The following is a 24,852-nucleotide window of genomic DNA, read 5'->3' on the forward strand; positions in this document are numbered from 1 at the left end:
AAATCTTATGGAGCATCGTAAGCAATTACGAAAATATATTCAACGTGCTAAGAAGAGTTTAACAGTAGAAAGAAGCATTCCAATTGCACAGTACGGCTTGTTTTTGGCATTGCTTTCGAGTGCTTCCCTCTTCCTCGTTTCAAGGCTCTTTGTTTGGCCGTATTATCGCCAAACGGCTCTTGCAACCTTTTTCGTTGTCATACTAGCAACCGTACTATTTATGTGGTGGAAGCGTGTAAAGGAAAAGGCAGCATTGCATATACTGGATGATTATTTTTCTCACAATGAGCTAGTGACAGCCTTATCGTTCGAGGATGATCAAGACCCACTCGTTCAATCTTTATTAACGAAAGCGGTAGAAAATGTTGAAAAGGCGTTTGCTGACTTTAAGTCTCGAAAGAAAAACTTATTCCGTCCAAAAGCATTGATTGGATTATTTGGAACAGCTGTCGTACTAGCCATTCTTTATATGTTCCCAGCAGCTACACAAATTGAAGCAATTGAAGTGGAAAAAGAAAAGGCTGTCATTGAGGACGTTAAGAAGGAAGTTGCTAAATTAGAGAAAACAGCAGAAACAAAAGAAGTGAAAGAGCAATTAAAAGAACTGCAAAATACGTTAAAAGAGGCAGAAACAGCTGAAGAAGCATTACGTGAAGTCGTGAAAAAGCAAAAGGAGCTTGCTTTAAAGGAACAACAATTAAAAGATAAGCAAACGGCTAGTAAGGATGGCGCTTCTGACGAGAAAGGCTTATCGAAAGAAGAAGTGGAGCAATTGAAAGAGCTTGCCCAAATGCAGCAGGAGCTAACGCAAAATGCAAATGCTACTCAGACAGCTATGAGTAAGCTTGGGAAACCAGCAAGTAATTCCTTACAAAATGCTATTGCGAGTGCCAATAGTGCCAATAACAATCAGCAAAACAATGCTAATTCAAATCAAAATCAACAGTCTTCAGCGAATTCACAGCCGAGTAATCAGCAAGGTCAAACAGGGCAACAAGGCCAACCTAATTCACAAAATGGTTCTCAACAGCCTAGTGGTCAAGGTCAGGGACAAGGATCGAGTCAAAGCACTCAACAAGGAAAAGGGCAAGGTCAAGGGAACGGCCAAGGTCAGGGTCAAGGTCAAGGTCAGGGTCAAGGTCAAGGTCAGGGCAAAGGCAATGGTTCTGGATCAGCAGGTGGTAGCGGTGCAGGCACAGGACAGGGTGGCCGCGATTTATTAACGACACCGAAACGATTGGGTGGTTCTAGTCAGACTTCAGTTGATAGTGGAGCATTAGGTGATGGATCACATGTTTCAGAGCAACAAGGAAATGGCCCTATTACTAAAGGTTCTATCCGTCCATATGAGGAAGTTATAGGCTCCTATAAAGATAGCTATTTAGAAAGCTCAGAGCGTTTACAATTACCGAAGGATTTACAAAATGTCGTGCAATCTTATTTCACGTCAATTGAGTCTCAGTAGGAGGAAAAGGAATGGCATTTACAGAGCAACAATATGTTGAAATGAGTACGAAATTACTACAAGTAAAGGAAGAAATTCATCGCTTTATCGTCGGACAAGAGGAAGCAATTGATTATACATTATACGCAGTCCTTGCTGATGGGCATGCATTATTAGAGGGCCTACCGGGTTTAGGGAAAACGATGTTAATCCGTACAATTTCTGAAGTGCTAGATTTATCATTTTCGCGAATTCAATTTACACCAGACTTAATGCCAGCGGATATTACAGGGACAAGTATGATTGAGCGCACATCTGATGGCAAGCAGCAGTTTACGTTCCAGCAAGGTCCGATTTTTAGCCAAATGGTATTAGCGGATGAGATTAACCGAGCAACACCAAAAACACAAAGTGCATTGCTTGAAGCAATGGGTGAAAAAACGGTAACGATCTTGGGAGATACGAAGAAGATGGCAAAACCATTCTTCGTGTTAGCAACACAAAATCCGATTGAGATGGAGGGAACGTACCCTTTACCAGAGGCACAAATGGACCGTTTCCTATGTAAAATTCTTGTGCCGTATCCTGAGAAAAGTGAGCTAATGGAAATTATGAAGCGTACAACAGGTGCTCAGGAAATTGGCTTACAAAAGATTATGAATACAGAAGAGCTTATTGAAGCGCAGCAAATGGTGAAGGAAGTACTTGTTGCTGATGAAATGCTCGAATTTGCGACGGACCTTGTTGTGGCTACACATCCTGAGAGAGTAGATGCCATTGATGAGGTCAAGCAATATGCCATGTATGGTAGCGGCCCTCGAGGTTTACAAAGTTTAATCAAATTAGCGAAGGCAAGAGCACTTATGAACGGACGTTTCCACGTTTCTGTAGCAGATATTAAATCTGTGGCGAAGCCAGTGTTACGCCATCGTATGCTGTTGAATTATGAAGGGGAGGCTTCGGGTAAAACAGCAGACGATGTGATTGATGTCATTTTAGAAAAAGTACAGCAAGGTGTTAATAGGTGACACAAAAATTATTATTGCCCGAGGATTGGCTAGCGAAAATCAGTCGCTTCCAAGTAGCGACGGCCTCCAAATTACGTGGGCAGCACAAGGGCTCGCACCGTTCGCAACGCTTCGGGGCATCACTCGATTTTTCAGATTTTCGTGAATATCATTTAGGAGATGATGTTCGTCAGGTAGACTGGAATGTCTTTGCGAGAACGGATAAATACTTCATTAAACGTTTTTTGGATGAACAAGAGATGCGTGTTCACATTTTACTAGATACAACTAAGTCTATGGGTGATCAAGCAAAATGGACTTTTGCCCGGCAAATTGTCGCCTCACTTGGTTTAATGGTGCTTGGTCGCGATGATCGCTTATCATTTTCTTTTGTACAGGATGAGGTGAAGCCACCATTTCGTCGTAAAGGTGCCATGTATCGTCGTGCCTTTTTACAGGTGGTCACAGACATAGAGCAAGCAACTTATACAAATAGCTTCGCACAGGGAGCTTTAAAAGCATTGCCTAAAGATAGTACAGTACTATTTATTGTGACGGACGGACTGGAGCCAATCGAGGAATGGGAGCAACTTTTAAAAAGGCTACCACGCTTTGCAGGGGATGTACGTATTTTGCAAATAGTGACGCAAGAAGAACTATCACCAGAATATACGGGTGATGTGCGCTTACTCGATCGTGAAACGGGCAGAGATGTAAATGTTACGATGTCTTCTAAAGTTCTAGACACATATTTGGCAAGACGTTTATTACATGAAGAGGAATTTGAGGCAATTTGTCGGCGTTTCGGTGTTCGACAATTACAGCTTAAAGTAGAAGATGGATTACAGCATGCCATCTTTCAACAATTATTAAAAGCACATTGGATTAGGTGAGGTGAGCCGTATTGGGCTTTAGTCAAATACTTTTTAGCTGGACGGCCATCATCCCGGTCATTGTCCTTCTATATTATTTCTTTCGAAAAAAATATACCGATCAAACCGTATCCTCCACACTTTTTTGGTCGGAAATTATGCAAGAAACACGTGTATCACCATACTTAAAACATTTACAAAAAAATGCTCTGCTTTATTTACAACTGCTAGCTCTTCTTTTACTTGTACTAGCATTAATGAATCCTTATGTTAAAAAGTCAACGATTGTTGGCGCGCAGGCGATTTTCATTGTAGACACGTCTGCAACAATGTTAGCAGGGAAAGGGCAGTCAACATTTGACACACAGAAAAAAGAAATGCTGTCATTGGTCAATGAGCTTGATGGAAGACCCGTGACACTCATTACAACAGGTAATACCCCAAAAGCTATATTACAGCAAGAAACAAATACAAAAGATATTGAAAAAGCCATACAAGAATTACACGTAACCTATGAAACAGCTCAAATGAATAAAGCTCTTGATGTGGCACAGGCTTTTGTCAGTAATACACCAACATCTATTTATGTCTTTACAGATGCGCTCGATAAAAAGCAATTACCGATGGAAAAAGATACAGTGAAGTGGATCGTAAGAGGGGCTGCTAAAGATTTAAGCAACATCGCAATTACCCGTTTTGCTGCTACTACAGATGGACAATCTGCTGCAGTGGCACTTGTACAAGTACAAAATGATACGGACGAAGAGCAACAAGTAACACTTTCGATAGAAAATGCAAAAGGTAAGGAGTTAGTTTCAGAGAGTGTCGCATTGCCTCCAAATGAAGCTGTAGCCAAAAATTTTAAAGACCTACCGTTAGAAGATACTATGACGGCCAAGATAGATGCTAAGGACGATTACGCTGTTGATAATTCACAAACTGTATTGTTACAAACAGCAACTTCAAAAGTAGTTGTTGATCAAAGTATGCATCAACTTATTCAAAAAGGTTTTCAAACGATTAATAGTAGTGTGAAAATTGTTCCATCTTCACAATTGATTGACAATCAGGATGCCACTGTTGTGACAAATCAGACGGCGCTACTCGAAAAGATGGATAAGCCAATTGTATTATTGGGACGGGATGACGTTGAGAAAGTTGAAGCTACGGAGGAAATCGGTACGACAAGCGATTCATTGTTTGCATTTAGTGAGCTAAAGGATGTTTATGTCAGTGCCGTATATCCTGGATTCGACGACTATAAAACGATTGCATCAATTGGAGACCAGCCATTTATTCAGCGCTCTCCTGAAGGGGATATTGTTATATTAGCCGATATTGCAGATACTGATTGGCCGTTACATCCTTCATTCCCACTATTTTTATGGAGTGTCAAACAGGAGCTTTCAGCGTCAATTGGTTCACTTGGTATTTTTTCGCCAAATGAGCAACGTGCAGTTGCTTTAGCGCAGGGTGATTGGAGTATATATTCGCAGAAAGATGAGTTTTTAACGTCCATTACAAATGGTCTATTAACAGCTCCAATGACACCAGGAATTTATACAGCTCGTTCAAACGATGAAGAAAAGCGCTTCATCGTACAGCTTCAAGCGCAAGAACGTGTTATTGAAAAAGGAACAAGCTATACGCTTGGAGAGCTTCAGGACAATGGGAAGAAAGAAATATCGAAAACCTCGTTCGTACCTTGGCTGATTCTTATCATCTTAGTATTACTTGTATTAGAGTGGGAGGTGCAACGACGTCGTGGATTTACGAATTGATATGCCATTAGCATTGTTGCTTTTACTTCCGTTACTCGTGTATTTTGGATGGACCTTTTGGCGTGAGCGTCAGCGACTTAAAAAAAGTCATATCGTCGTTCTAGGTATCCGTATGGTAGCAATATGCTGTTTGGTTTTTGCACTTGCGGGGCCCTATATTTTATTGCCTGTAAAGGAAGAACAAGTATTATTCTTAGTTGACCGTTCTGCTTCGATGAATGGTACAGATGATGAGATGGCCAATTTTATAGCGGAAAGTTTACAGTCGAAAAAGGATGAACAGCTTGCAGGGATATATTCTTTTTCATCGACATTACAAACAGAAGCTATGTTATCGAATACTTTAAAGGAAGTGCCGAAGTTTACAGCTATAAAAGCAACAGATCAAACAAATATCGAACAGAGTCTACAGCTCGCTTCAGGTATTGTAGATCCGAAAAAAGCAACAAGGCTTGTGCTCTTAACTGATGGCAATGAAACAAAAGGAGATGCCTTAGAATTTGCATCAAAGTTTAAAGGATCGAATAGTAGTGTTGATGTAGTGTCATTTAACAAACCTGTAGCTAAGGATGTATCTATGAAAAGCTTTGTAACACCACAAGTTGCTTATGCAGGTGAACAGCAGCAGTTAGTCACTGAAATAAATGCAACTGTAGCAGAACGAGGTGAGCTATTATTATACGAAAATGATCAGCTCATCCATCGTGAGACAGTGGAGCTTGCAGAAGGTTCAAATATTTTTACGTATAAACATGCCGCAACGGCTGAAGGGCTTGTAAAATATGAGGCACTCGTGCAGGTTGATCAAGATGCAATTTTAGAAAATAATAAATTAACGAGCGTCACGATGGTGCAAAGTGAACCACATTTACTAATTGTTAATGGCTATGAAACACCATCACCAATCGCAGTAGCACTTGGCACTCAATCCATTTCCTATGATGTTGTAGATGCTAAAAGTCTACCAAATGAGCTTTCTAGTTATTTACAATACAATGCAATCATTTTTGATAATGTGCCAGGCCATTTAGTAGGCGAGGCAAAAATGACTGTTATTGAGCAGGCAGTGAAAAATTTTGGTGTCGGTTTTACAATGGTCGGTGGCGAAAATAGCTTTGGCTTAGGCGGCTATTTTAAAACACCAATCGAAACTTTACTACCTGTTGAGATGGAGATTAAAGGTAAGGAGCAATTACCATCATTAGGGCTGGAAATCGTACTTGACCGTTCTGGAAGTATGTCTGGAGCAAAGCTAGAGCTCGCTAAGGAAGCAGCCGCTCGTTCAGTTGAAATGCTACGAGATGAGGATACGCTCGGATTTATTGCCTTTGATGACCGACCTTGGGAAATTATTGAGACAGGGCCACTTGGCAATAAGGAAGAAGCTGTAGATACGATTTTATCTGTAACGCCAGGTGGGGGTACTGAAATATATGGATCACTTGCTAAAGCTTATGAAAATCTAGCCGATTTAAAGCTACAGCGTAAGCATATTATTTTATTAACGGATGGACAGTCACAGTCGGGTAACTATGAAAACTTAATTGCACAAGGAAAAGAAAATGGTACGACTCTTTCAACAGTTGCAATTGGTCAGGATGCAGATGTCAATTTACTTGAAGCGCTAAGTGAAATGGGCAGTGGGCGTTTTTACGATGTTATTGATGAGCAGACGATCCCCTCTATTTTATCTCGTGAAACGGCCATGATTTCACGCACATATATTGAAGACAACCCATTCTATCCAACTATATTTAATGCATCTGGCTGGAATACGCTATTTGCAAATGGGGTACCTAAAATGAATGCTTATATAGGTACGACAGCAAAGCAGGGAACTACTGTTATTGCAGAAAGTGAGAAGGAAGATCCGGTACTTGCAGAATGGCAATATGGCCTTGGCAAAACATTTGCCTTTACTTCTGATTCGACAGGAAAATGGACGGGCGACTGGACAAGATGGCAAAATTGGGGCACGTTTTGGCAAACGCTTATTTCAAAAATGCTACCAAGCTATAACGATGTTGCCTATGATGTACGCCTAGAATCAGACGGCTCCTTTGTCATCACTGACCCAACAAATGAAGCGGCGTTCTTAGATATTGTTGCTGTCAATGAAGCGGGTGAAGAACTTGAAACACAGCTTGAAACAATTTCAGCATCACAAGTTCGGGCAGTCGTACAAGCAGAACCAGGACTAATCTTCTTCCGCATTGCCGATGAAGAACAAGCTATTTACCAGGCTGGCCAAAGTGTGCCTTATAGTGCTGAATATGAATTACGTCCAGTGAATGAAAAGCTAGTCGAAGAACTAACAAAGCAAACAGGCGGCTCTATTTTGAAAGAACCAAGCGAAGCGTTCCGTGAATTTACTAAAAAAGGTGCGGAACGCCAAAATATTGCAACATGGCTTTTATTAGCAGGGATGCTACTATTCTTCATTGATATAACCATTCGACGCTTTGGTTGGGGCTTCCTAACAAGACCGAAGAAAAAAGAACAGCATGTAGAGGAAAAGCCAATACAGGCAGAGGACACAAATGTTGCCCAGCTATTAAAGGGCATGAAAAAACGATCTTAATAAAACGATGGTTCATCGCTATATAGCAATGAGCCATCGTTTTTTTTGTGATTCTATTTTTGGGCTATCATCAAGAGCTTGGGGATAACATTTGTTAAAACGGAGCTATGTATATAAGTTGATCTTCGTTACGACTGGGCGACTCCTTGGGGTCAGCAATAGAGGAACGAAGGCTAAGAGCATCACATCCTGTGATAACGCCTTCGTGACCAACATCGTGCTGTTGCTGTCGCTGCGCTTTCGCACAAACAAAACCCTCTGCTGCCGCTTCGCTTTTGCGCAAAAAACATCTGTTGGCCCGTGACCCTGGAGCGAGCATCGCGAGTGAAGCGGCAGCGATAAAGCGCCCAGTCGGAACGGAAATCAACCACACGTTATGATGATGAGCTAATTTTAGATTGCAACTTTCGTGAAATTAGAGAATTTTTTGCGATAGGTTAAAATTTACCTTGTAAATAATGTGTATAAATGTAACAATCGATGATAGTAATAAAATATTACTATCATTTTTAAATACTAAAGATTTGAGGTATCAAGTATGACCAATATAATGAATTCATTTGGTTTTCTAAGTTTTAAATTAGCGGAGGCTTTAGAGGGAAATCTCGAGCAATATATTAGCGAAAAATTTCAAATGAAATCCAGAGAAGTCGGGATCATGATGGCAGTAAAAGAAAAAAAACTTAGCCAAATTCAAATAGGGCAGATTTTAAAGTTGGATAAAAATAGTGTCCGCTTTTTTATCGATGGTCTAGAAGAAAGAAAGTATGTTTATAGGGAGAAAAATCAAGAAAATAGAAGAGAGAATTTAATATGCCTTACAGAACAGGGTGAAAATTTGGCAGAAGAATTAATGAAGACCCTTGCGATTTCTGAGAATGAAGTTTTAAACGTACTTTCATTGGAAGAAAAAGAACTATTGAAAAGTATTATGAAAAAAGTATATGAAAATCGTTCATAGGGATTAAAACCTTATAAATAAAAAAAGAAAGAGTGATGAGATATGAAGGCAGTGCAAGTTATGAAGGAGTATTTAAGAAGAGCGCAAGAAGAGGGACAAGACTTATCTGACATGTATGCAGATCATGGGGAATTAAAAAATTTTAAAGGTCAAACTTTTAAAGGAAAAAAAGAAATACAGAACTTTTACATGTCACCTATGCCGAAAGGCTTTAAATTAACGATCCAAAATATTGAAGGTGATGATATAGAATGTAGAGCTATCATTTCGACTACTTGGGATGGTTTGCCAAACCCAGTGACTTTGGAAGAAAAGTTGATTCTTGATAATGAAAAAATTAAATCATTTACAATGAATCCAAAATAAAAGGAGAAGGAAGTTATGTCATTATATCCTAATAAAAATCCTCTCCCTACGCCTGAAAGAGACACGAAATACTGGATTGGCGTAGTATCTCTTAATCATGTACAAAAAGGGGTTGAGGGAGGATTCGGCCAGTTATGTCATGGTAAAGAAAGACCTTTGAAACGAATGCAAAAAGGAGATTGGATTATTTATTATTCTCCTAAAAAAAGTCTAGATTGTAATGAACCTGTAAGAGCATTTACCGCAATTGGAAGGGTAAAAGACGAGCGAATATACGAGTTTCAAATGGCAGAAAATTTTATTCCTTTTAGAAGAGATATAGACTTTTACAAAGATGCTAAGGCTGTACCAATAAAAAGGATCTTAGATTATTTAGAATTTGTAGAAGATAAATCGAAATATGGCTATAAATTCAGATTTGGTCATTTTGAAATAAGCAAAAAAGACTTTTTATTAATTGCTCATGAAATGGGATTACCGTTGAAGTATGGGTGAATTTGGTTGGACAAAAAACGGCTCATCACCATAACGTGTGGTTGATTTCCGTTCCAACTGGGCGCTTTGTTGCTGCCGCTTCGCTTTCGCACAGAGCAAAGCTTCCTGGGGGCGTCCGATGAGCCGCTTTTGTTGCTGCCGCTACGTTAGCACTACGCTTTCGCACAGAAAACATCCGCTACGCTGCAGGGTCTCGGGCCAACAGATGTCTTTTGCGCGAAAGCGTGAGTGCAACGTAGCGGCAGCAGCACGATATTGGTCACGAAGGCGTTATCACAGGATGTGATGCTCTTAGTCTTCGTTCCTCTATTGCTAATCCCCAAGGAGTCGACCAGTCGTAACGAAGATCAACTTATATACAAAACATAGGTCTTATCAAATGTCATCCACAACTTTTGGTGATGAGCCAAAAAAACGTTACTTTCTTAATTAACTGCTATTAAGAAGTAACGTTTTTATATTGCCATAAATCATTATTTAAGCTGAGTGTTAAGATCAGTTACAAACACAGTTTTACGCAAATTGTTAGCAACGACGATGCCTATTACAGCACCAATAGTACTTGAAGTTAAAAAGGCTGGCATGAAAAATAAAGCAGCAACAGATGTCCCCATTAATAAATGTGCGTAGGGCACTGCAATGAGTGAGGCAATAATACCTGTCCCAAACATTTCACCGACACCTGCTAGCCATTGTTTGCCGCTGTATTTATAGGCAAGGGCTGCACATAAAGCACCAATGACACTGCCAGGTATAGCTAATAATGAGCCTGTGCCTGTTAAAATACGAATAATGGCTGTGACAAAGGTGACCATAACAGTAGGTACTGGTCCAAGAATGATCGCACCAATAACATTAATAGCATGCTGTACAGGGTAGGCGCGTGCAATTCCTGTTGGTATTGAAACGAAGGTAGAACCTGCTACGGCAATTGCTACTAATAAGGCCATGATTGTTAATTTTCGAATTGACATCATTTCCACTCCTTTGAAATATGAATTTATTGGTTTTCCCCACTAAACTAGGGAATTTTACCACTAGAGCGTAAAAAAAGCCGCTCCCTAAAAACATTAGGAAGCGGCCTTGCATTTAAAAAGTAAAAAGCAAGTGTCGCCACTTCCCTCCGCTAGTGTGAACTAGATCAGGTTCAAAGGGTCCGTATATGACAATATACGTCTCAGCCTTTTAAAGACTCCCCTAGTGGTAAAAATTTAATTGTTAGTTTTCCTCATAATTATGTAGCATGCTACTAAAAATAGTCAATCACTTTTCAGGCTATTCTGTATCAGGATGCATAAGGTGAGGTGCTTTTTTCATTGTCCAAATAAGGGCAAGGAAGAAGCAAGCCATTAAAATAATAGCCCCGAAAATATAAGGACTGTTCATATTCCAATCGAATAATATACCTGCTAAAGCTGGACCAATCATATTACCAAGACTCATGTACGCATTGTTCATACCAGCTGCAAAGCCTTGTTCATTTTCAGCAAGCTTAGAAATCAATGTGTTGACTGCTGGACGAATCAATGTCGTAGCTGTAGAGAAGATTGTCGCTACAACTAGAATAAGAGCAAAGCCAGATACAAATAGTATTAAGAAAATTGAAACGGATGCAATAAATAAATTGACTAACACTACTTTCATTTCGCCGAAGCGATTAAACAGTGGTGTAATAACAAACATTTGAACAACAACACCAAAAGCGCCACCGACAACTAATATAATGGCGATATCAGTAGGTGTGTAATTAAACTTCTCTGTCACAAATAATGATAATGTTGTTTGGAAGTTCGCAATTCCGAATGAGAATACTAGCATGATAATTAGCATGACAAAATAAGGCATTTGGACTGAACGCACCATCTGCTTTGCAAGATTATCCTGCCTCCGCGCTTTTTGTGCTGTGTTTGGTTTTGTACCAGGCAATAAAAAGAACGATAAAATGGCTGCTAAGATAGCTGCAAATCCAGCTGTATAAAATGGGAAATGTAAACTAACTTTTGAGAGGAATCCACCGATACCAGGTCCAATCATAAAGCCAAAGGACATTGCTGCTCCTAGCATACCCATACCTTTTCCTCGTTCCTCGTACGTTGTGACGTCTGCCACAAAAGCCATAATAGGAGGTGCCACAAATGCAGAACCAAGGCCACCTAAAAAGCGTGCCAAGAAGAGCATCCACACATCTGTAGAAAGCCCGAAACCAATTTGTGCAAGTCCTGTTACAATAAGACCGAAGATAATGAGATTTTTTCGACCGTATTGATCTGAAAGATTCCCAGCAATTGGTGAAAAAACGAATTGCGCTAAGGCGAACGTTGCGATCAACATGCCAAGTACTTGTCCTGCAGCACCGAATAGTTTTAAATACTCAGGCATGACAGGAATAATAATTCCAATACTCCCCATTGCGATAAACATATTAAACATTAAAATATATAGAGCCGCCTTATTAGACTTCTGCTGGGTCATCAAATACCCCTTTCTTTATTGAAATATATTACAGTCTACCACAAGGTTTGTGCGTTTACTATTGACTATAAGTCTGAAATAAGAGTTCAGATGACCTTCCGGCAAAACGAGGGGTTGATTTCCGTTCCGACTGGGCGCTTTGCCGCTGACGCTTCGCTTTCGCGCAGATAAAACATTTGTTGCTGTCGCTACGTTAGCACTACGCTTTCGCACAGAGCAAAGCTTCCTGGGGGCGTCGGGGCAACAGGATGTTGGTCACGAAGGCGTTATCACAGGACGTGATGCTTTTAGCCTTCGTTCCCCTCCCGCTTCGCTACGTTGCAGGGTCTCGGGCCAACAGATGTCTTTTGCGCGAAAGCGTGAGTGCAACGTAGCGGCAGCAGAGGGTTTTGTTTGTGCGAAAGCGCAGCGACAGCAACAGCACGATGTTGGTCACGAAGGCGTTATCACAGGATGTGATGGTTTTAGCCTTCGTTCCTCTATTGCTAATCCCCAAAGAGTCGCCCAGTCGTAACGAAGATCAACCACTTCACAAGAATGTATCTTTCTTACATATCACTCTAATTTATAGTAATAAGGCGATGTATCCTAACCTCTTTTTTCGATTAGCTAATGGTAGACTTCTATGATGAAACTTGGTGCAGTTGTTTTAATAATTTGAATCCCACACCTGACAGTAAAATTAAAAAATATAACATCAAAAAAACGCAAGAAATCAACTTTTCTAAAATTGATTTCTTGCGCTTTTTAAGGATTTCAGTTTTGAGGTTATCGAATACTCATTTTAAATTCTAAAAACAGCTCATTGTATTTACCTAGGTAATCAGGGCCTAAGTTTTTATAAACTTCTAACGTTTTACGTTGTTCTTCTGAAGGATAGAATCGCTTATCAGATACAACTTCCTTATCCATTAACTTCATCGCTGCAATATTAGGGGTAGAGTAGCCTACATAATCAGCGTTTTTAGCCCCTGATTTAGCTTTTAGCATGAAATTAATGAAGGCATGTGCGCCATCTATATTTTTTGACGTTTTTGGGATGACCATATTGTCAAACCATAAGTTTGAGCCTTCCTTTGGTACAGCAAAGTCTAAATCTTCATTTTCTGACAACATGTCAGCTGCTTGACCAGACCAAGTGAGTGCCACGGTAGCTTCATTATTAACCATCAGCGGTGTAATTTCATCCCCGATAATAGCTTTTACATTTGGCGCCAATGTGATTAGTTTATCAGTAGCTTGAAGTAGCTCCTGTTTATTTAAAGAGTTGAGAGAGTAGCCAAGGCTGTTTAAGCCCATACCAATCACTTCACGTGCACCATCTACTAAAAAGACTTTACGCTTTAATGAAGGATCCCATAAGTCCTCCCAAGATGAGAAGTCAAGGTTTCCAACGAGCTTTGGATTATAGACAATGCCAACTGTCCCCCAGAAATATGGAACAGAATATTTATTGTCGTCATCAAATGGTAAATCTAAAAAATACGGATCGATATTTTTAAAATTAGGAATTTTTGTTTTATCTAAAGGAATAAGTAAGTTTTCTTCCTTCATTTTTTCAATCATATATTCAGAAGGTACCGCAATATCGTAAGCTGTACCACCTTGTTGAATTTTTGTCATCATTGCTTCATTTGAATCAAATGTCTCATAGATGACGTGAATGCCTGTTTCTTTTTCAAATTGCTTCAGCAAATCCGGGTCAATATATTCTCCCCAGTTAAAGATGGTTAACGTATCTTTACCACTTTTTCCACCACCGGCACTTAGAGCGTCAGCAGCATAGAATAAAAGGGCGGAAACGACAAGGATTGCGACTGTAGCTTGAATTAATTGCTTCATTGTGTTCCCCCCGTTCTTTTATTAGCGCGGCTTGTAATGAAGTAATAGCCAACTACGACAATAACCGTTACAAAGAATACTAAACCAGAAATGGCATTAACCGTTAAGGAAATACCGGCACGTGCCATCGAGTAAATTTCAACAGATAATGTACTAAAGCCGTTACCTGTTACGAAAAACGTTACTGCAAAATCATCTAGAGAATACGTCAAGGCAAGGAAGAATCCTGCAAAAATACCAGGTTGAATATACGGTAAAATAACACGCATCATGACATCTTTTTTTGTTGCGCCTAAATCTAATGCAGCATCGATTAATGATTTATTCATTTCTAATAGTTTCGGTAAGACCATCAGAACAACAATTGGAACACTGAACGCTACATGAGCTAATAACACAGAGGTAAAGCCTAATTTAATACCAACCATTGTGAATAAAATTAAAAAGCTTGCACCAATAATGACATCCGGGCTAACAATTAACACATTGTTTAAAGAAAGTAGTGTATTGCGCATTTTAGAATCTTTAACAGTAACAATGCCAATAGCTCCTAGTGTCCCGATGATTGTAGAAATCAATGCAGAGAGCAATGCCACGATCACTGTATTAATTAGAATGACGAGTAGACGTGAATCCTCAAACACAGCTTTATAATGTTCTAACGTAAAGGACTCAAAACTATTCATCGTTCCGCCACTATTGAATGAATAGAATATTAAATAGAAGATAGGTGCATACAAAACGATAAAAACAATCGCTAAATACACTCTTGCTGTAGCAGATAGTTTTTTCATCGTACGCGACCTCCTTTATCCTTTTTCTGTCCTGTAATTAACATAATGATGACCATAAATAAAATTAAGAACACAGCAATTGTTGAACCCATTCCCCAGTTTTGAGTGACAAGGAATTGTTGTTCAATAGCTGTACCCAGTGTAATAACACGGTTTCCTGCAATTAAACGAGTAATCATGAAGAGTGATAATGCAGGAATAAATACAACTTGAATACCTGATTTAACACCGTCCATTGTTAACGGCAACACAACACGGCGGAATGTAGTAAAGGCAGATGCCCCTAGATCACGTGCTGCATAAACAAGAGCCGGATTTAAACGATCCAATGAGTTGAAAATCGGTAAAATCATAAATGGAATAAAAATATAAACGGATACGAACACAAAGCTAATATCAGTGAATAGCATTTGCTTCGGATCAAAACCAAATACTTCGATAAATGCATTCAATGGGCCGTACAAGCCGAAAATCCCAATAAAGGCATATGTTTTTAGCAATAGATTAATCCAAGAAGGAATAATAATTAGTAAAAGCCAAAGCTGTTTATGTTTCGTCTTTGTTAAAAAATAGGCTGTTGGATACGAAACAAGTAACGTAAAGAACGTAATTAAAAACGCATACCAGAATGAACTTAATGTCATTTTTAAATAGACAGAAGTAAAGAATGCTTTATAGTTATCGAGCGTGAAATTGCCATGTATATCTAGTAGGGAATAGTAAACAACAAGTGCAATCGGCGCGATAACGAAAAACGCAATCCATAAAACATAAGGAAATAAGGCTGATTTCGAAGTCTTAGTTTGCATCTTCGTCGTCCCCGTACGCCTCTAAACGTTTGTCGAATTCTTCTTCGGTTTCATTTAAGCGCATTACATGAATTGCTTCCGGATCAAAGTCTAAACCAATTTCTGTCCCTACTTCAGCTTTTTTCAATGAATGTACGAGCCACTCATTGCCATCTTTGTCGTACGTAGATAATTCATAGTGCACCCCGCGGAACAATTGAGTATCAACTTTAACGACAAGTTTTCCTTTATCGATTGTTGTCATTTCTAAATCCTCTGGACGAATGACAATATCAATTTTTTCGTTTTGCTTCATACCTTGGTCAACACATTCGAAAACTTTACCAGCAAATTCTACTTTGAAATCTTCAATCATCACGCCAGGAACAATATTTGATTCACCAATAAAATCAGCAACGAAGCGGTTAATTGGCTCGTCATAAATATCTACTGGTGTACCAGATTGTTGAATTTCACCTTCACTTAAGACAAAGATTTCATCACTCATGGCAAGTGCTTCTTCTTGATCGTGTGTGACAAATACGAATGTTTTCCCAAGTCGTTGTTGTAACTCACGTAATTCATACTGCATTTCTGTACGTAGCTTTAAATCTAAAGCAGAAAGGGGCTCATCAAGTAAAATTACTTCAGGATCGTTCACAATCGCACGAGCAATGGCCACACGTTGACGTTGACCACCAGACATTTCAGAAATTTCACGATTGCCATAGCCTGCTAAGTTAACGAATTTTAATGCTTCAGCAACTCGGTTTTTAATTTCACTTTCAGGAAGCTTTTTTATACGAAGCCCAAATGCGACGTTTTCAAAGACGTTTAAATGAGGAAACAACGCATAATCCTGAAAAACAGTATTTACTTGGCGTTCATTTGCTGGCACTGAGTTGATTTTTTTATCATGAAAATAGATATTTCCTGTTGTTGGTTCTGTGAATCCAGCAATCATACGTAAAATAGTTGTTTTACCACAACCGGACGGACCTAGAAGTGTATAGAATTTTCCCTTTTCTAGCTCCAGATTAATGTTTTTTAAGACGACAGTGCCGTCATTATAGGACTTTGAAACATTTTCAAAGCGGATAATCGAATTAGTTGTCATAGATGCGCCTCCTTAAGCTATAAATATGAATCCGTTGCGACAAGTAAAATTTTGGTTTCATCAGCATGTGCATTAAAAATTTGATGATGATCTGTCGCGTCAAAATAGAGAGCATTGCCTTCACTCGCTATGTACTGTTCATCTCCTAAAACGAGACGAATACGCCCTTCAACAACATAAATAAATGTTTCTGAGAGGGAGGGTTCAAACTGCTTAAATTCACCATCAGCAGCAAGTGTTAAGAAAATGGGCTCCATTTCTTTTTCATTTGATGTAGGAATCAACCACTGAATTTCATATTTTTTTTCTTCATCTGTATAAGTGGATTGATCTTCCTCTGTATATACAACCTTTTGTTCAGGTGCTCCATCATCGAAAAATTCTTTAGGTGTTGACCCTAAAACTTCTAATAGTGAAAATAATGTTTCAATGGAAGGTGAATTTAGATCACGTTCTAATTGAGAGATATACCCTTTACTTAAATCTGTACGTTCTCCAAGTTCCTCTTGGGTAAGACCTTTTTTTAAACGAAGCGCTTTGATTTTTGCTCCTATTTGCATCTTTTCCCTCCTAGAAGAAGTTTAGCAATCATAAACTTTTGAAATATGAAGTTTACTTTAACGAAACTTTTAGTTTACTAAAACCATTACAATTATACATAATAATAAAGAATTTGCAATCGTTTTTTATCAAAAAAAAGTAGATGAAATTTTTAGAAATTATACATAAATATCGCATAGAAAATTTTTGTTTAAACTAGAATAAAGTTGTTAAAAATAGCTAATAAATAGGCTGTAGCAGCTATTCCATTTGGGGATTTGACGAAAATTTGTCAGATAATTAAAAGTGTGCACTTTTGTGAAGTTTACTTGTTTGAAAAACTACGATTACTCTGCTATCGTAGAAGACGAGTTCGCTGGTGCGAATGGAATATATACACTACATATATAATCGGAGGGATTTATAATGGCAGAACGCATGGTAGGTAAACAAGCACCTGACTTTACAATGGAAGCGGTACTTGCAGACAAATCATTTGGCAAAGTATCATTAGAAGACATCAAAGCACAAGACAAATGGACAGTACTTTTCTTCTATCCAATGGACTTCACTTTCGTATGTCCAACAGAAATCACTGCAATGAGCGATCGTTACGATGAGTTCGAAGACTTAGATGCAGAAGTAATCGGTGTTTCTACTGATACAATCCATACTCACTTAGCTTGGATTAACACTGACCGCACTAAAAATGGTCTTGGTGAGTTAAAATACCCATTAGCAGCAGATACAAATCACCAAATTTCAAAAGAATATGGTGTGTTAATTGAAGAAGAAGGTATCGCACTACGTGGCTTATTCATCATCAACCCAGAAGGCGAATTAAAATACCAAACAGTATTCGATAACAACATCGGCCGTGATGTAGACGAAACTTTACGTGTACTTCAAGCTTTACAAACTGGTGGTCTTTGCCCAGCAAACTGGCGCCCAGGTCAAGCAACTCTATAATTTAAATAGAGTTTTTATGTCAGGCATTGAACTGAATTCGAGGTTTGGCGAAATTGATCATTCAAAAATAAAGAGTCCCCACAGCAAGTTTGTGGGGATTTTTTTAAACTTGATATAGAAAAAGGTTCATCACCAAAAATTGCGGATGACTTTTGTTAAAACGTCTACTATGTAAATAAGTTGATTGGAGTGGAGGCTGGGCGACTCCTTGGGGATTAGCGATAGGGGAACGAAGGCTAAAAGCATCACATCCTGTGATAACGCCTTCGTGACCAACATCGTGCTGTTGCTGTCGCTGCGCTTTCGCACAAACAAAACCCTCTGCTGCCGCTACGTTGCACTCACGCTTTCGCGCAAAAGACATCTGTTGGCCCGAGACCCTGCAGCGAAGCGAAGTGGCTCATCGGACGCCCCCAGGAAGCTCTGCTCTGCGCGAAAGCGAAGCGTCAGCGGCAAATGTTTTAACTGTGCGAAAGCGAAGCGGCAGCAACAAAGCGCCCAGCCGGAACGGAAATCAACCACACGTTTTGATAATGATCCTAGAAAAAGGAAAAAGGAGAATGTTTTATGAAACTACGTGAACAAATGCCTGAACTTGTAGGCGCAACAACTTGGTTAAATGGTGAAGTAACAAAAGCAGAATTAGTAGGCGAAAAACCAACGTTAATTCACTTCTGGTCAGTTAGTTGCCATTTATGTAAAGAAGCGATGCCGGATGTGAACAATTTCCGTGATCAATACAAAGATGAGTTAAACGTTATTGCCGTGCATATGCCACGTTCTGAGGAAGATACAAACTTAGAAACGATCAAATCGGTAGCAGCAGAGCATGACATTGTTCAACCAATCTTTGTTGATAGCGAATTAAAGCTTACAGATGCATTTGAAAACCAATACGTCCCTGCATATTTTGTGTTTGATAAAGATGGTCAGCTTCGACACATGCAAGCTGGTGGTAGCGGCATGAAAATGCTGGAAAAACGTGTAAATCGTGTATTAGATGAAATGCGTAACGCATAAAATAGCAGATTAAGAGGCGGGGATATTTTATTCCTCGTCTTTTTTAATGTAAAAATATACGGTTAGTCACCACTAAGTTGTTACCTGAGGGGAAAAAAAGGGAGTAACCCGATCAAATCAAGAGGTGATCTGTGTGTTTTTAGTATATCTTTGCCGCGTTGGCGAAGATATACTTAATGTGCGCCCGGCATGCGTATGCACTATGGGGTGCAAGTCCCGAACCCCGAAGAAAGAAGTAGAGGATACAAAAGAAATATAGTTCCCTTAATTTAATTTTAGAGATAGAAATGACTAATGATGAAAAATGTAACAAAGCTGAATTAAATGAAGCAGATTAAAAAGCCTAAATTTGCTAGAGACAAATCCATTTTGATTAATCTTTATTTTTTAAAAAATTGATTTATCTTATTTCTTTCGTTCCGAGCGAGAACTAGAGGTTAGCTTTTTTGGTTGCAGTTATAATATCAATGATGGACACTAATGGATCAAATTCATCGGATATTTACAGTGACATGTGCTGGATTATTCATAAAAGTAAGGTGTGGTGTGTAATGAAGGATTCTCATAAGATTTACAATACGGCGGTAGAGGCAACTTTGGAGGTAATTGGAGGAAAATGGAAACCTGTGATTCTCTTTCATCTGACATTTGGCAAGAAACGTAATAATGAATTGAAAAGGTTGATACCTGCAATTACTCAAAAAATGTTATCGCAACAGCTTCGAGAGCTTCAAGAGGAAGGGGTCATCTTACGCACTTCGTACAATCAGGTTCCACCAAAAGTCGAGTATGAGTTGACCGACTACGGTTGGAGTTTAAAGGAGATTCTTCATATGATGTGTAGGTGGGGGGATTCGCATCTCGAAAGAAAGTACGGGGGAAGAGCTACCGTTCTGGCCAATCCAGAGCTTGGAGACGAAAATGACATATAGGGTCATCGGTGATAGGTATAATTTCTCGCCTAATAATTTTAAACTCCGTAACCAATATTTCATTTGTTTTTTCCGCTTGGAAGTTACTGTGTAAAAGATTTGGTGCGATTTTTCCAACTTTCCCTTTATAAGAACGATTTTCTTCATACGAACGAGATATTGGTTTGAAAGTAGATGAACTGAACCCATTTGTATATGAATGGGTTTTATTTTTCGTATTGTATTTATTCAGAACGTCTCTTCAAGTGGAAGAACCACGTTTTAATAAATTGAACTTAAATCCTATAATGTGTATTATAAATCAAAATAAAATTGAAAGTAGGTGATTTATTAGTGAATAATAATTTGCTTCTAATAAAGAATTTTAGCAAGTTGACTGGCTTATCACGAAAAACTTTGTATCTGTATGATGAACATAATATTTTGAATCCAACATTTGTTGATCCAAATAATGATTATCGATATTATGATAAGAATCAGTTACTAACTGCTAAACGAATAAATTTGTTAAAACAAGCAGGGTTTAGCTTAAATGAAATCAGTAAAATCATCCATAGAAAATTATCAGATGATGAAATAAATAATTTGATAGAAGAAAAGCTTCAATTGGAAATGAATAAGATAAAAGATGCAAATCAAACAATAAATAATTTGAAAGCCCTGAGTCCTGCAATTATGATGTTAAATAATGAAGTCCAAAAAGAGTATTTAGAAGCAGTGCTCGTATATGAATATGAATTATTGCCAAATGAAAATATATGTGTAGCGCTGAATAACATCGAGGAATTAGTTAGCGAACTTCATGTTAAAAAGAATGAAAAAATCATCAAATATAAACTGATAGATAATAAGATTCACCCTATTTGTGTCGCTTTACAATTGGAAAATCACAAATTGAATCAATTGGGAATCACAAGTTATTTTGGCTTTCAAACGCAAAATTTTTTTTATGAAATTGATCCTTATCAAGAAGAATCGGTATTAAAAATAAATGAGATCCTGAAAAATAACGAAATAGAATTATCCGAACCATATATTTATGAACGTATATTAAACCCAGATGAGTATCTATATTCCTCCAAGCGCCTTTCGGAATTTATTTTTCCGTCTAAGTATTAAGTAATTGACCTTCCCCCTTAGGTTAACCCTTACACTCTCTTTAAAGGGAGGTTATAATACATGAAAAAAAATAATTACGCATTAGTAACAGGTGCTTCTAGAGGGATAGGAAAAGCAATCGCAATCCAACTTGCAAATGATGGATTCAATTTACTATTACATTATAATCAAAATATTGAAAAAGCTAATCGAATCAAAGAAGAAATAGAATCAATTGGCAGACAAGTACATTTAATTCAAGGTGATTTCAATTCCAGTGAAGGGATTGAAGAGTTTATCATAAAAATCAAAAAAATGATAATCCAAGATAATAATGTATCATTGCATACAATTGTTCACAATGCCGGACATGCTACATCAAATGGATTTGGAGACGTAGATTATGATGAATTCGATCGGCTATTTAATGCAAATGTTAAAGCACCATATTTTATCACACAATCTTTAATCGGACTTATCGAATCCAATGGTAGGATAATAAATCTATCATCAGGTGTGACACGTATCGCGTTTCCACATATGATGGTATACAGTATGACAAAAGGCGCAATTAATACAATGACGTTTACGCTAGCAAAGGAATTGGGTGAAAAAGGAATTACGGTTAATTCCATAATGCCTGGAATCATTGATACGGATTCAACTGCTAACTGGCTGCATACAGAAGAAGGTCAAGAAAATGCAAAGAATATGAGTGCTTTAAAAAGAGAGGGTCAACCAGAAGAAATTGCAAATGTTGTTTCATTTCTAGCGAGTGAAAAAGCGAGTTTTATTACTGGGCATAATATGGATGTGACTGGTGGAAGCCATCTGTAATTAGATAAATGTTTTAACTAGAGACCGATTAGAATCATGAATTTTAAAGTGTAATAAGCATATTAGATTCGATAATTAGCATTAAATAGCCTGTTTAACGGTATTGAACAATTAGATTCAAGTAGGCTATTGTATGTTATAGGATCATGAAATTTCTCGAATTTATGTCTATTTATAGAAAGGACAGATGAAATAATTATTAGTCGGTTTTCATATAGGGTTCATGGTAATTAATTTGATCAATCTTTTTTATAAAAACATAAATTAATAAAATATGATTAAAGCCTATTTTGAACAAACTTTTTCAAAATAGGCTTTTCTTATTCTTAATTAATATACTGGAAGCAACACCTTGAGATTTGGCAATTGTTTTCCCACCTTCAGTCCCCTTTAAATATTTTTTACCGCTTGAGAAGAAAATTTAGCCATAGAAAAACTGCACCTTCAATTGTTAGACTGTGTCTAGCAATTGGGATGCAGTTTATATAAAAATGCTGGCTTTTCGATTATGGAATGATTTTGCGTTTGCGGAAGTCGTCGAAGATGTTCATAAACATCGCTTCGGTATCGACGTATTCATGAAAACCTAAGCGACGGGCCTTAGTTCCGTCAGCGAAGAAATCGTAATTCCAAGAGAACACAAAATCACCGAATCCCCAGGAGGATACGTCTTTATAGGAATGCTGAGCAAGCCCATGGTTCTCAACCATTTTGTTCCAAAGGTGCTCCTTGTCCGCCATGACAACGTCCAGGGACATTTGCAATGGAGGCGCCGTTTCCAAGCCGAAGTAGTGAGCGATTTTCGGCCATAATTCATTCCAGCGGAACAAATCGCCATTCGTAATGTTGAATGCCTGATTAGCACAACGCTCTTCAGTTGCCGCCCATACTGTTGCCTTCGCGAGAAGTCCAGCATCTGTCATCTCCAAGAGGCTATCGTAAGCACCTGGCTTGCCCGGAAACCGCAGCGGCAGTCCAAGTTCCTTCGAAATTGAAGCGTAGATCGCAATAACCATAGCGAGGTTCATTGGATTTCCAAGCGAGAAGCCACAGACTACAGAAGGACGGAGCGCCGACCAAGTCCAAGCCTTACCTTTTTGCCTTTGTTCTAAGAAATTTTGCTGATCAACATTGAACTCGGGCGGCATATGGTTAGCGTCTGTCTCACGAGCCGGAGTCTTGAATGGACCGAGGTGTGCGCCATATACCTTGTAACCCTGCATCAAACTTACATGTTTTAAGCCTGGTGCGGCTGATTCGATCACTTCTACGGTGTTTACTAGCATGGTGAGATTAGGGTGAACAAGTTCGGCCCAAGTTGGACGGTCCTGATAGGCGGCATAGAAAATGTGTGTTACCTCAGTTAAATCGCCTAACTTCTCCCGGGTGTCGTCTATATTGAGTAGATCCGCAGCCACATACCTGACACGGCCAACAGATTCTCCCCCTCGACGGGATACACCTATCACGTCCCAATCAGGGAGAGTAATTAGGTGATCAATGAGGTTGCGACCGATGACACCATTTGCGCCTACAACTAAGGCGACTTTGCGTGTTGATTGAGATTCATTATTCATAGTGTTTTAGCTCCTTCTATAATCTACTTTGTTCACTGTTATTTTGTATCAAGGAACCACACTTGAGAAGTACGCACTTTGAAGTGCCATAAGCACTTTTTTGTAATCTAGCAGTGCTCTTAAGATATGTGGAAGAATACTCAGGATTTTAAAAGATTTTTTAAAAGATTTTATTGATATCTGATTTGCGAAAAATAAGTGTGGGTTTATGTAATTAAACAATTATTTTCTGAACGGTGTTTTACATGTTTACACTTTGAAATGAAACAACTTTATTGTTATTACACACCAACCTTATACTGGGTGTTTACGAGGCTTTGGAGAGGACAATATTATACAAATACATGAGCAAAGGTTCCAGGCAGGCTTCTTTGATGAAATCCTGAAGGAATGTGGTGTTTTGGTTCATCCGACAACCTACAACTCTCATGTGCTTGGTTCATGAATATGGCAACTTGATCTACCAAATTTTGAAGAAGAAAAAGGGGCAACCTGATGACGTAACTCGAGCGTCCAAAAGAGTACCCCTGAGCAAAGAAGAGAATCGAGTGCTCTTAACTATAACCAGAGTATTCCTTCAAATATTTCTAAGAGCTGTCTTTTATTGACGAATAGTCTCTTGTTTTGGCGATACATATAGCAGAGAATGCGTTACAATAAGGGTATAGTAGTTTTCGGAGGGATTTATAATGATGAAAAAAGAGTTTGCTGTCATTGGACTTGGACGTTTTGGAGGAAGTATTGTCCGCGAACTAATGAGTCAAGGGGCACAAGTTATGGCGATCGATCATTCCTCAGAGCGAGTGGACGAATTCGCTTCCATTGCCACACAGGCCGTTATTGCAGATTCGACGGATGAATCGGTATTAAATTCATTAGGTATTCGTAATTTTGAGCATGTGATCGTAGCAATTGGTGAAGATATTCAAGCCAGTATTTTAACGACTATTATTTTAAAAGAAATCGGTGTTCAGCAGATTACTGTAAAGGCTCAAAATGATTACCATGAAAAAGTTCTGCGTAAAATTGGTGCAGATTTTGTCGTGCATCCTGAGCGTGATATGGGGATACGTATTGCCAATAATATGCTGTCTAATACAGTGCTTGATTATTTAGAGCTTTCAGATGAACATTCCATTATGGAGCTTAAGGCCAATGATGCGATTGCAGGTTACTCCATTATGGATTTAGATATTCGTGCGAAGTACGGGCTTAATATTGTAGGCCTTAAACGTGGTTCGGATATCATCGTATCTCCGCAGGCAAGTGATAAAATTTTGCTAGGAGATATTATGCTTGTCATTGGGGCAGATGTAGATATTAACCGCTTTGTTAAAAAGGCATTGAATGGATAATGAA

General features: G+C 38.7%; 22 protein-coding genes, 2 pseudogenes and 1 riboswitch. Of the genes and pseudogenes, 15 read left to right on the forward strand and 9 right to left on the reverse strand.

The features are described from left to right. Positions 1-7: 7 nt before the first annotated feature. The 8 genes from ACQKMI_RS07435 (at position 8) to ACQKMI_RS07470 (ending at position 9,507) form a co-directional block, all read left to right on the forward strand. Positions 8-1,465, forward strand: a complete 1,458-nt coding sequence (locus ACQKMI_RS07435) for a hypothetical protein (protein ID WP_427488004.1) — start codon at positions 8-10, stop codon at positions 1,463-1,465. An 11-nt stretch (positions 1,466-1,476) separates the two neighbouring features. Then, positions 1,477-2,472 (forward strand): MoxR family ATPase, encoded by a 996-nt coding sequence (locus ACQKMI_RS07440; RefSeq protein ID WP_323645389.1) that lies wholly within the window; start codon positions 1,477-1,479, stop codon positions 2,470-2,472. Next, a complete protein-coding gene (locus ACQKMI_RS07445) occupies positions 2,469-3,344 on the forward strand; it encodes a DUF58 domain-containing protein (protein ID WP_427488005.1) in 876 nt (291 codons plus the stop codon). The genes ACQKMI_RS07440 and ACQKMI_RS07445 overlap by 4 nt, the downstream gene beginning before the upstream one ends. 11 nt (positions 3,345-3,355) lie before the next feature. Then, positions 3,356-5,104 carry a vWA domain-containing protein gene (locus ACQKMI_RS07450; protein ID WP_427488006.1) on the forward strand — a complete coding sequence of 583 codons (1,749 nt, stop codon included), beginning with the start codon at positions 3,356-3,358 and terminating at the stop codon, positions 5,102-5,104. Next, positions 5,088-7,685: a VWA domain-containing protein gene (locus ACQKMI_RS07455; protein ID WP_427488007.1), complete on the forward strand. Its 2,598-nt coding sequence runs from the start codon at positions 5,088-5,090 to the stop codon at positions 7,683-7,685. The genes ACQKMI_RS07450 and ACQKMI_RS07455 overlap by 17 nt, the downstream gene beginning before the upstream one ends. A 538-nt stretch (positions 7,686-8,223) precedes the next feature. Beyond that, positions 8,224-8,646: a MarR family winged helix-turn-helix transcriptional regulator gene (locus ACQKMI_RS07460; protein ID WP_427488008.1), complete on the forward strand. Its 423-nt coding sequence runs from the start codon at positions 8,224-8,226 to the stop codon at positions 8,644-8,646. A gap of 42 nt (positions 8,647-8,688) precedes the next feature. Beyond that, positions 8,689-9,012, forward strand: a complete 324-nt coding sequence (locus tag ACQKMI_RS07465) for a ketosteroid isomerase family protein (RefSeq protein WP_427488009.1) — start codon at positions 8,689-8,691, stop codon at positions 9,010-9,012. Positions 9,013-9,027: 15 nt separating this feature from the next. After that, positions 9,028-9,507 carry an EVE domain-containing protein gene (locus tag ACQKMI_RS07470; RefSeq protein WP_427488010.1) on the forward strand — a complete coding sequence of 160 codons (480 nt, stop codon included), beginning with the start codon at positions 9,028-9,030 and terminating at the stop codon, positions 9,505-9,507. A 473-nt stretch (positions 9,508-9,980) separates the two neighbouring features. Here the strand turns inward: ACQKMI_RS07470 and thiW are convergent, their stop codons facing one another. From thiW to ACQKMI_RS07505, 7 genes are all read right to left on the reverse strand, one after another. Then, positions 9,981-10,481 (reverse strand): energy coupling factor transporter S component ThiW, encoded by a 501-nt coding sequence (gene thiW / locus ACQKMI_RS07475; RefSeq protein ID WP_427488011.1) that lies wholly within the window; start codon positions 10,479-10,481, stop codon positions 9,981-9,983. Positions 10,482-10,608: 127 nt separating this feature from the next. Then, a riboswitch (TPP riboswitch) is annotated at positions 10,609-10,716 on the reverse strand. 66 nt (positions 10,717-10,782) lie between these two features. Beyond that, the gene (locus tag ACQKMI_RS07480; RefSeq protein ID WP_427488012.1) at positions 10,783-11,979 is read right to left on the reverse strand and encodes an MFS transporter; all 1,197 of its coding nucleotides are present in this window, start codon (positions 11,977-11,979) and stop codon (positions 10,783-10,785) included. Positions 11,980-12,747: 768 nt separating this feature from the next. Next, entirely contained in the window at positions 12,748-13,821 is a 1,074-nt protein-coding gene (locus tag ACQKMI_RS07485; RefSeq protein ID WP_427488013.1) for an ABC transporter substrate-binding protein, read from the reverse strand. Next, positions 13,818-14,615 carry an ABC transporter permease gene (locus tag ACQKMI_RS07490; RefSeq protein ID WP_427488014.1) on the reverse strand — a complete coding sequence of 266 codons (798 nt, stop codon included), beginning with the start codon at positions 14,613-14,615 and terminating at the stop codon, positions 13,818-13,820. The genes ACQKMI_RS07485 and ACQKMI_RS07490 overlap by 4 nt, the downstream gene beginning before the upstream one ends. Then, on the reverse strand, positions 14,612-15,424 hold the full coding sequence (locus ACQKMI_RS07495) for an ABC transporter permease (RefSeq protein ID WP_427488015.1): 813 nt from the start codon (positions 15,422-15,424) through the stop codon (positions 14,612-14,614). Before ACQKMI_RS07495 ends, ACQKMI_RS07490 begins: the two co-directional genes overlap by 4 nt. Then, positions 15,414-16,520, reverse strand: coding sequence for an ABC transporter ATP-binding protein (locus ACQKMI_RS07500; RefSeq protein ID WP_427488016.1), 1,107 nt, complete (start codon positions 16,518-16,520; stop codon positions 15,414-15,416). The genes ACQKMI_RS07495 and ACQKMI_RS07500 overlap by 11 nt, the downstream gene beginning before the upstream one ends. A gap of 17 nt (positions 16,521-16,537) precedes the next feature. Then, positions 16,538-17,080, reverse strand: a complete 543-nt coding sequence (locus tag ACQKMI_RS07505) for an XRE family transcriptional regulator (RefSeq protein ID WP_323645375.1) — start codon at positions 17,078-17,080, stop codon at positions 16,538-16,540. A 406-nt stretch (positions 17,081-17,486) separates the two neighbouring features. Between ACQKMI_RS07505 and ACQKMI_RS07510 the strand changes: the two genes are divergently transcribed. From ACQKMI_RS07510 to ACQKMI_RS07520, 3 genes are all read left to right on the forward strand, one after another. Further along, positions 17,487-18,029, forward strand: a complete 543-nt coding sequence (locus tag ACQKMI_RS07510) for a peroxiredoxin (RefSeq protein WP_285397472.1) — start codon at positions 17,487-17,489, stop codon at positions 18,027-18,029. Positions 18,030-18,596: 567 nt separating this feature from the next. Beyond that, entirely contained in the window at positions 18,597-19,049 is a 453-nt protein-coding gene (locus ACQKMI_RS07515) for a TlpA family protein disulfide reductase (RefSeq protein ID WP_370045930.1), read from the forward strand. A 551-nt stretch (positions 19,050-19,600) separates the two neighbouring features. Continuing rightward, positions 19,601-19,981 carry a winged helix-turn-helix transcriptional regulator gene (locus ACQKMI_RS07520; protein ID WP_427413683.1) on the forward strand — a complete coding sequence of 127 codons (381 nt, stop codon included), beginning with the start codon at positions 19,601-19,603 and terminating at the stop codon, positions 19,979-19,981. A 3-nt stretch (positions 19,982-19,984) separates the two neighbouring features. Here ACQKMI_RS07520 and ACQKMI_RS07525 read toward each other — a convergent pair. After that, positions 19,985-20,137: pseudogene (locus ACQKMI_RS07525) on the reverse strand (IS3 family transposase); the annotation flags it as partial. Positions 20,138-20,314: 177 nt separating this feature from the next. Between ACQKMI_RS07525 and ACQKMI_RS07530 the strand changes: the two are divergent. Continuing rightward, a complete protein-coding gene (locus tag ACQKMI_RS07530; RefSeq protein ID WP_427488017.1) occupies positions 20,315-21,100 on the forward strand; it encodes a MerR family transcriptional regulator in 786 nt (261 codons plus the stop codon). Between the two features lie 60 nt (positions 21,101-21,160). Beyond that, on the forward strand, positions 21,161-21,916 hold the full coding sequence (locus ACQKMI_RS07535; protein WP_427488018.1) for an SDR family NAD(P)-dependent oxidoreductase: 756 nt from the start codon (positions 21,161-21,163) through the stop codon (positions 21,914-21,916). Between the two features lie 506 nt (positions 21,917-22,422). On the opposite strand, the gene ACQKMI_RS07540 is transcribed toward ACQKMI_RS07535, so the two are convergent. Further along, entirely contained in the window at positions 22,423-23,493 is a 1,071-nt protein-coding gene (locus ACQKMI_RS07540; RefSeq protein ID WP_427488019.1) for an SDR family oxidoreductase, read from the reverse strand. A gap of 373 nt (positions 23,494-23,866) precedes the next feature. Here ACQKMI_RS07540 and ACQKMI_RS07545 point away from each other — a divergent pair. Both ACQKMI_RS07545 and ACQKMI_RS07550 read left to right on the forward strand, forming a co-directional pair. Further along, positions 23,867-23,975, forward strand: a pseudogene (locus ACQKMI_RS07545) (IS6 family transposase); the annotation flags it as partial. A gap of 210 nt (positions 23,976-24,185) precedes the next feature. After that, positions 24,186-24,848, forward strand: coding sequence for a TrkA family potassium uptake protein (locus tag ACQKMI_RS07550; RefSeq protein WP_323645594.1), 663 nt, complete (start codon positions 24,186-24,188; stop codon positions 24,846-24,848). Positions 24,849-24,852: the final 4 nt, after the last annotated feature.

The sequence above is a fragment of the Lysinibacillus sp. NPDC097214 genome, assembly GCF_050277945.1.
GTDB classification, from domain to species: Bacteria; Bacillota; Bacilli; order Bacillales_A; family Planococcaceae; genus Lysinibacillus; species Lysinibacillus xylanilyticus_B.

Excerpts from the sequence above, each read along its gene's own strand:
- ACQKMI_RS07465 (WP_427488009.1), top strand. The coding sequence starts at position 8,689 with ATGAAGGCAGTGCAAGTTATGAAGGAGTATTTAAGAAGAGCGCAAGAA.
- ACQKMI_RS07540 (WP_427488019.1), bottom strand. The coding sequence starts at position 23,493 with ATGAATAATGAATCTCAATCAACACGCAAAGTCGCCTTAGTTGTAGGC.
- ACQKMI_RS07495 (WP_427488015.1), bottom strand. The coding sequence starts at position 15,424 with ATGCAAACTAAGACTTCGAAATCAGCCTTATTTCCTTATGTTTTATGG.
- ACQKMI_RS07435 (WP_427488004.1), top strand. The coding sequence starts at position 8 with ATGGAGCATCGTAAGCAATTACGAAAATATATTCAACGTGCTAAGAAG.
- ACQKMI_RS07515 (WP_370045930.1), top strand. The coding sequence starts at position 18,597 with ATGAAACTACGTGAACAAATGCCTGAACTTGTAGGCGCAACAACTTGG.
- ACQKMI_RS07500 (WP_427488016.1), bottom strand. The coding sequence starts at position 16,520 with ATGACAACTAATTCGATTATCCGCTTTGAAAATGTTTCAAAGTCCTAT.
- ACQKMI_RS07440 (WP_323645389.1), top strand. The coding sequence starts at position 1,477 with ATGGCATTTACAGAGCAACAATATGTTGAAATGAGTACGAAATTACTA.
- ACQKMI_RS07550 (WP_323645594.1), top strand. The coding sequence starts at position 24,186 with ATGAAAAAAGAGTTTGCTGTCATTGGACTTGGACGTTTTGGAGGAAGT.
- ACQKMI_RS07535 (WP_427488018.1), top strand. The coding sequence starts at position 21,161 with ATGAAAAAAAATAATTACGCATTAGTAACAGGTGCTTCTAGAGGGATA.
- thiW (WP_427488011.1), bottom strand. The coding sequence starts at position 10,481 with ATGTCAATTCGAAAATTAACAATCATGGCCTTATTAGTAGCAATTGCC.
- ACQKMI_RS07510 (WP_285397472.1), top strand. The coding sequence starts at position 17,487 with ATGGCAGAACGCATGGTAGGTAAACAAGCACCTGACTTTACAATGGAA.
- ACQKMI_RS07470 (WP_427488010.1), top strand. The coding sequence starts at position 9,028 with ATGTCATTATATCCTAATAAAAATCCTCTCCCTACGCCTGAAAGAGAC.
- ACQKMI_RS07490 (WP_427488014.1), bottom strand. The coding sequence starts at position 14,615 with ATGAAAAAACTATCTGCTACAGCAAGAGTGTATTTAGCGATTGTTTTT.
- ACQKMI_RS07485 (WP_427488013.1), bottom strand. The coding sequence starts at position 13,821 with ATGAAGCAATTAATTCAAGCTACAGTCGCAATCCTTGTCGTTTCCGCC.
- ACQKMI_RS07480 (WP_427488012.1), bottom strand. The coding sequence starts at position 11,979 with ATGACCCAGCAGAAGTCTAATAAGGCGGCTCTATATATTTTAATGTTT.
- ACQKMI_RS07520 (WP_427413683.1), top strand. The coding sequence starts at position 19,601 with ATGAAGGATTCTCATAAGATTTACAATACGGCGGTAGAGGCAACTTTG.
- ACQKMI_RS07460 (WP_427488008.1), top strand. The coding sequence starts at position 8,224 with ATGACCAATATAATGAATTCATTTGGTTTTCTAAGTTTTAAATTAGCG.
- ACQKMI_RS07505 (WP_323645375.1), bottom strand. The coding sequence starts at position 17,080 with ATGCAAATAGGAGCAAAAATCAAAGCGCTTCGTTTAAAAAAAGGTCTT.